Source organism: Nostoc sp. KVJ20, from assembly GCF_001712795.1.
Classification (GTDB): Bacteria; Cyanobacteriota; Cyanobacteriia; order Cyanobacteriales; family Nostocaceae; genus Nostoc.
Genome location: NZ_KV757568.1, coordinates 21654 through 28122 on the forward strand (window position 1 = coordinate 21654; position 6469 = coordinate 28122).

5 protein-coding genes are annotated in these 6469 nt (G+C 37.1%); 2 read left to right on the forward strand and 3 right to left on the reverse strand.

Annotated elements, in window-relative coordinates; translation table 11 throughout:
* Positions 1-219 precede the first annotated feature (219 nt).
* Positions 220-2757: a two-partner secretion domain-containing protein gene (locus A4S05_RS05510; RefSeq protein WP_069068825.1), complete on the reverse strand. Its 2538-nt coding sequence runs from the start codon at positions 2755-2757 to the stop codon at positions 220-222.
* A 262-nt stretch (positions 2758-3019) separates the two neighbouring features.
* Positions 3020-3691, reverse strand: coding sequence for a ferritin-like domain-containing protein (locus A4S05_RS05515; RefSeq protein ID WP_370684400.1), 672 nt, complete (start codon positions 3689-3691; stop codon positions 3020-3022).
* A gap of 353 nt (positions 3692-4044) precedes the next feature.
* Here A4S05_RS05515 and A4S05_RS43000 point away from each other — a divergent pair, with 353 nt between their 5' ends.
* Positions 4045-4176, forward strand: a complete 132-nt coding sequence (locus tag A4S05_RS43000; RefSeq protein ID WP_256090836.1) for a hypothetical protein — start codon at positions 4045-4047, stop codon at positions 4174-4176.
* Between the two features lie 586 nt (positions 4177-4762).
* Here the strand turns inward: A4S05_RS43000 and A4S05_RS43005 are convergent.
* On the reverse strand, positions 4763-5488 hold the full coding sequence (locus A4S05_RS43005; RefSeq protein ID WP_069068828.1) for a hypothetical protein: 726 nt from the start codon (positions 5486-5488) through the stop codon (positions 4763-4765).
* 284 nt (positions 5489-5772) lie between these two features.
* Between A4S05_RS43005 and A4S05_RS05535 the strand changes: the two genes are divergently transcribed.
* Positions 5773-6469, forward strand: a 697-nt coding sequence (locus A4S05_RS05535; RefSeq protein WP_069068829.1) for a hypothetical protein, incomplete at its 3' end; no start/stop codon positions are given.

Genomic DNA, 6469 nt, shown 5'->3' on the forward strand with positions numbered 1-6469 from the left:
TTAAACTTTTTCATTCTCTAATAAAAGCAGCTAAGTAGATGAACAAAAATATTTACAGATATCGCGTTTGCTCTTATAGCAATCCCAGTCCTTGCGATTGCTACCTTTCGAGAAGGCTTCGCTTACATTAGGCTTCGCTGCATTCGCAATGAAATTATGTAATTAATTATGTTTGACTACATAAAGCTGCTGTTTTATTCCAATGCTCTTTGTATCCTTCTATTTATATTTCTGAGAATTGTGACAAGGTGAGTCTGATAAGGAACCATAAGAAATCACTTCTTTTGGTTTCGTTGTAAAACTTACTGTACCATTTCCATTGTCTTTCCATCCTTGTGCTTCTACATATTTTTGATCTGCTTCGATCTGTATTGGCTGTTGTGATTGTTTAGTGGAAATAGGTTGTCGCTCATCTCTCCAGCCATAAGTGCTGTTGAGGGGATCATTTGGGCTTTGTGGAATACCCCCAGATCCTCTGTCCACAAACTCATTAGGTGCTTTACCCGATTGCGTAGCGCAAATCTGAGCAACTGTAGGAATATTAATTGCTGGTGGAACGAACGCTGCTTTAATGAAATCAAATTGTAAAGTATTTATTTGAACTATACCGTCAATTCCTCTGTCTGAAGTAGCTGTAATTTCACTATCAGAAGAAGAGAAGATTCCTTGAGTATTGATAGTAACATTACCACCCTGCCCCTCAAAGGCATTTGCTGCAATCTTGCTATTCTCTAAGAGAAGCAATAGTTCCGTATTAATATTAATATTCCCACCGTTCCCTTTGGTTTCTTGCTGTCCAGCAGTTGTAGAGATATTACCATTGCGTAATAGAACATTATTCGCATTGAAGATAATGTCACCTCCCTCACCTACGGCAGTGGTCGCGGTAACGTCTCCGTTGTTTGTGATGTTAATCTCTTGAGCTTTAATTTCAAGGATTCCTGCATTGCCTGAGCCATTATTTCTAACACTAACTTGAGCATTATTATCAATGTTCACTTGTTTAGCATTAATAATTAATTTGCCTGCATCTCCAGTAGGAGTGGGAGGCACTCTATTAAATCTAATCCTCAAACTATTATCTAAAATAGCTCCTGATGAATCTATAAAACTAGGAAGTTTTGAATTTGAATCTACTCCTGAAATATCTACTGAACCAGAAGCGTTAATATTAACATTTCCAGCATTTCCAAACGATACAGTACTTGTAGATATACCTGCACCATCTCTGATAATTAGCTTTGAGGTATTAATTTCCAAATTCCCAGCATTACCACTACCAAAAGTAGCAGCATTAATTGTACTAGGCCCGACAATAGGCGACCTACCTATAATATTTATGGTATTATTCGCATTTATTAAAACATTACCTCCTTTCCCACTATTAAAAGTTGTAGCTCCTAAACTGCTTCCATTCTTAAGTGTAATATTTTGTGTACTTAATTTTAAATTCCCAGCATTACCAAAAGAACTAGAAGCTGTAGTTATATTACCCCCATCTTCTAATATCAAATTCTTGATTATTCCTGTAATATTTCCACTATCTCCATAATTAAGATAGCTGAAACTATTAATAGCACCATATCCAAATTGATTAATAGAAGATGGAGTAGAGCCAGTAACTTTTAAATAATCGTTAGCATTTATTATTATTTCACCACCTGGAGTATTACTAAAAGTAGTAGTAGCTATTTGTGCTCCACCAATAGTTATTTTATTTGAATTAAGTTCAATATTTTCTCCGGGCGTATTTCCAAAGTTGCTAGTATAGATACCGCTAATACCAAATTCTGATGCGTCTTTAACTTCCAAAAATTCAGAGTTAATACTAATTTCTCCATTTTGCTTAAATCCCTGATTTTGGCTCATAATTAGCGTACCATTTAATATTTTTACATCGTTTCCCCGAATATTAATAGTATTTCCTTTACCTTCTGTGCTGTTAACATAAACTAAAGCATTTTTTAAAAAACTTATATCTCTAAAACTTATTTTGTTTTCATAGGTTAAGAATAAGCTGTTATTTTCTAGCTTAATATTAACTTCCCCTTGCTCTACACCTGCTAAATCAATTCTTCCATTTTTGGTACTAAGGACTCCTCCATTCAATAATATTTTTCCTCCTATTAAAGCTAAGGTATTTCCAGGTTTTACTTGTAAACCCGTAGAAATTATACTTGCATCTATAGGGGATCTCAAGATAGAGTTCTGAATGGGAAAACCATTACCTTGCACATTAATTTCTCCAAGGGTATTATAAAACTGCAACCCAACAGGTACATTTAATGTTAGCAAAGGAGAATATTGAGGTTCCGTAGAACTAAATTCTATACCATCAGTAAATTTAATACTATTTGCTGTAGTTGCTAAAAAAGAACCACCAATGTCTAATCGAGCGTTTGCTCCAAAAGTGATTCCACTTGGATTCATCAAATATAAATTAGCTGTTCCATTGGCTTTTATCAGTCCATCAATATTAGAAATTAATCCACCAGTAACTCTAGTAATAATATTTTGAATATTTAGAGGATTATTAAATATAACTGTGTTCTCGATAGGTATAGAAAAGTATTGAAAGCTATGAAAAAGGTTGTTTCCTACCTGAGTGCCCTCTTCAATAATTCGATTATTTCCTTCTATTTTGATACCAGTGTTATTAGGTAGAGTAATATCTGGAGTAATTTGAGCTTCAGAAGAAAAGATAGCTGCAAAAGAAATAAAAGCTGTAATTACAAACGTATTGATGATAGTCTTCATAAAGGACGCAAGTTCTGATTGATAGACAAAAATGGCTTTTAGATCCTTATTAGGAAGTATTTTTAAAAGGATTCAGAAATAAGTTTTGAAGGATTTCTGCTTAGAGATTCAATTGGCTTAAAGTGATAGCTAAGTAGATAGGTACAAATAAACCTAACTATGTAACCAAATCTAAAAAGATCAAAACCTTTGTGATTGCTTCACTCCCACAATGACATAGTTATAAATTTTCTCGCCTACCTACTTATTTTATTTAAAGATGTTATGCATCTGCTATCGTGTCGGTATCTTTAAGGACATAATCAATTACTTTAAATACTGCCTGAACTTTACGGGTGCGCCATTCATCAACTAATTTTTGCACTTTCCTTGCAGGCATTCGCCGCATCATTGCTTCATAAAGGTAGGCAGCATGACCTGTTTCATCTTTAGCGATGCTTAACATCCCCAACTTTAAGTTATGAGTGGCACGCTCATCATCAGGTAATACATTCGCCATTCGCATATAGTCTTTACCAGCATCCAACTCCATAATATAGGTACTGGCCATAAAGATATCCCAGTCAATCACGGCAGGGCTAAGTTGTTCTTTGCTATAACCTTCATAGTATGCGGCAAAGAGAGGACTACGCCCCTGACTTGATTGACTTTTAGGTACAACTTCAGGCTCTGAATCTATAGAATTTTTATCTATTTTTTTTAACGCATGAGCAAAAATTTGGCTATGTTTAGTTTCATCCAATGCGTGTTTTTTTAATTTTTCTGCTAGCCATGTATCGCCTTCGTTAGCTGCACGCTCACTAAGTGCAGACAGAAATCCCACAGAACCAGCCTCTGATAGATGTAAACCCTTAAGTACAATAGGGCGAGTTTTAGAGTCACGGATCTGAGAAGCAGTATAGTAAGCAACAGCTCCTGAGCTTGCTAGATGCATGAGATAAGTCAAAAAATTCATGAGGTATTTATGCTAAGTTTTGTAAGCTACATTTCTTATGGTAATACTCTAAATACATTTTAAAAGCCTTTTAGAAGGACTTTTCTCATGCTAATAGTGATAGCAAAAATTATCTCAATTTTTAAGTTGGGCATGGGCATCTGTTACATCTTCTAGTAAATTATCTAGATTAATTTCAATCAGTTTTTATACTATGTTGCTAGTTACTGATAATTACAGTTTTTACATTAGACCTTTCTTTTAGGATTACTAATTTAAGACTATTTTTACAAGTTAAAATCATGATTTTAATCTTGAATTTAAGCGAATAACATTTATCTGCTTGATATTCAATGGTTAAAAGCCAAGAAAACTTTGAGATTGCGATCGCGCTCCAAGAGTTCAATAAATACCATGCAGATATAGCTCCCAAAGGCAGAAGACCGCGCTGCCGCTTTGTCTCAATGAGATTTTGGCTACTATAAGTCCCTTGGCTACACAAAAATTCTCCTGTACTACTAAAGAAGGATAAAAGTCAGGGTAATTTTGTGCTTTGGACTCATTTTAGCCTGATAATAGAGGGTTAATAGTTTCACTTTGGAGGAGCATTAAGAAATTTGTCTGTGTTTGCGGTGGACAGGCGAAACGCTCTGCCTCCGGTTCTTGTTTCAGCAGCCCTAAATTTATGTATGGGGTTTCTCGCACTAGCGAACCATCCCTTCTTTGCCTGTGCTTCTTGTTGACCAAAACTTTACTATTAATATTAGACGGTTAATGTTGAATTTACTTTTGACTTTTCTTGGCATCATCGTTTATCTAGGATTGGCAAGGTGTTTATTTAGCCAATGGTAATTTTTCTTGATGAGTGATAGAGAAATGAGTCGAGAACAGCGCTTTTTGTCTAGACTAATTTTAGTCTTAATCACTATTTTCTGTCCTTTAGTAGTACCATGTGCTTATGTGGAATTACTAAAGTTTCATCGCAAATATAACAAAGAAATCGATTTATTGAGAAATCAAACAGATATCTAGTCGCAAATCCAGTTTAACGTGTAAATTGATACTCAAATATTATTCTTCATCATCTTCATCCTCATAATCGTAATCATCATCACCATGTTCTTCGTACCACTTTTTCTCTTCAGCTAAAGCGATTTCTCTCTCAATCATTTTCCTCTCTAGAATTTCCCTTTCAAGCTTTTCTCTTTCTTGCTTTTTCCTTTCAAATATTTCGTTTTCTATTTTTTCTCTTCTGAGTCTTTCTTTCTCTTCTCTTTCTCTCTCAAGCTGAATTAATCGCTGTTCGACTCGCTCACAATAAAAATCCAAGGCTTTACCAGTGGCTGCTCCGGTAATCGCACCACCAGCTAAAAAGATGAGGACAGTTTTCCAGCCGCTAAAGGGATTACCACTCCATTCCAGAGTACCTTCATTGAGCCATACCAATAGGAAGTAGACGAGAATTCCAATAACTGTATTGATCAGTGCAAAGACTCTTGGTGTCATCTCGGATTGACGGAGTATCAGCCATTGCGCCAGACTAAGAATCACACTAAAGATTACCGCAGCGATGGCACAAAGAACCACATTACCAGGGAAAGTAAACGGATCTACTGTAAATTTGATGATTAGCGTGATAGTAATTGGGGCAGAGAGCAAAAAGCTCAGGAGTAAGCTAGCACTAATTGCAAGAAACCAGTAGCGACCGAGATAACCCAGGCGAAATTCTAACAACGACTCTTGTACTCCAAACAAAGTCATCCAAAATGCAATACCCGCCGTTAAATAATCAAGCATTAGCCGTTGTTTTACCCATGTGCTGAAGAGGGTATTTTCTAGAATAAGCTGAAATTGAATTCAGTTGTCAGAATTGAATTCAGGCTCCTGACTTCTGAAGTCTTTCTTGTTAACTGTGGTATTGGACTGATTTTCGTCAAAGTATTCTTTCATCGGTGCAAAATATAAAAAGTAATGAAAAACCCCAACCTGTTTAAAGGATGGGGGCATAAATAAAAACTCTATATTTCCATGATGACACAATTCAATATTTGTTCAACTGCTGTCAGCCTAGAGGTGGGGCAATGAACAAACCACCATCCAGACGCAAGAAAGTTATCCCTGGGGCATCTGAGGAACCAAAGCCAGCCGCCGACTCTGCAAAGGAAAATAATTCTGGGCAGGATAACCCAGCCTCAGCAACAATTACGGTGACGGCTGTTGAAGTAAGAGAGTTGACCGACCAAGAACAAAGCTTACGCTTGCAATTGGAACGGCGTGTGGAACGTGCTTTTGTTGAAGCAGGTCAGGCGCTGATGGAGTTGAGGGACAGACGGCTGTACCGTTCTACGCACCGTACTTTTGAAGAATACTGTCGCGATCGCTTCAATTATAGCCGTGATGCCGCCTACCTAAAGATTTCGGCCACTGTGGTTTATGAGAATCTTCAAAAGTTTTTGCCGACCATTGGTCGGCAAATTCCAATGCCGACCAACGAACGACAACTGCGATTTTTGGCGAAAGCCGAGTTGGAACCGGCTGTGCAAGCAGATGTATGGCAACAGGCAGTAGAGCAAGCTGGCAATAAAATTCCATCTGGTCGCATAGTGAAAGATGTAGTGGATAGGATACGCGAAAGGACGAAAGTACCCAATCGTTACCATATTGGTGAAATATGCATTCTTTTGCCAAAGGATAACCCAGACTTGAGAGGTAAAGCGGCTTATTGGGGCGTAGTCAGCCATGTTGGAGAATACAGTTGTACAGTCCAGACATGGGACG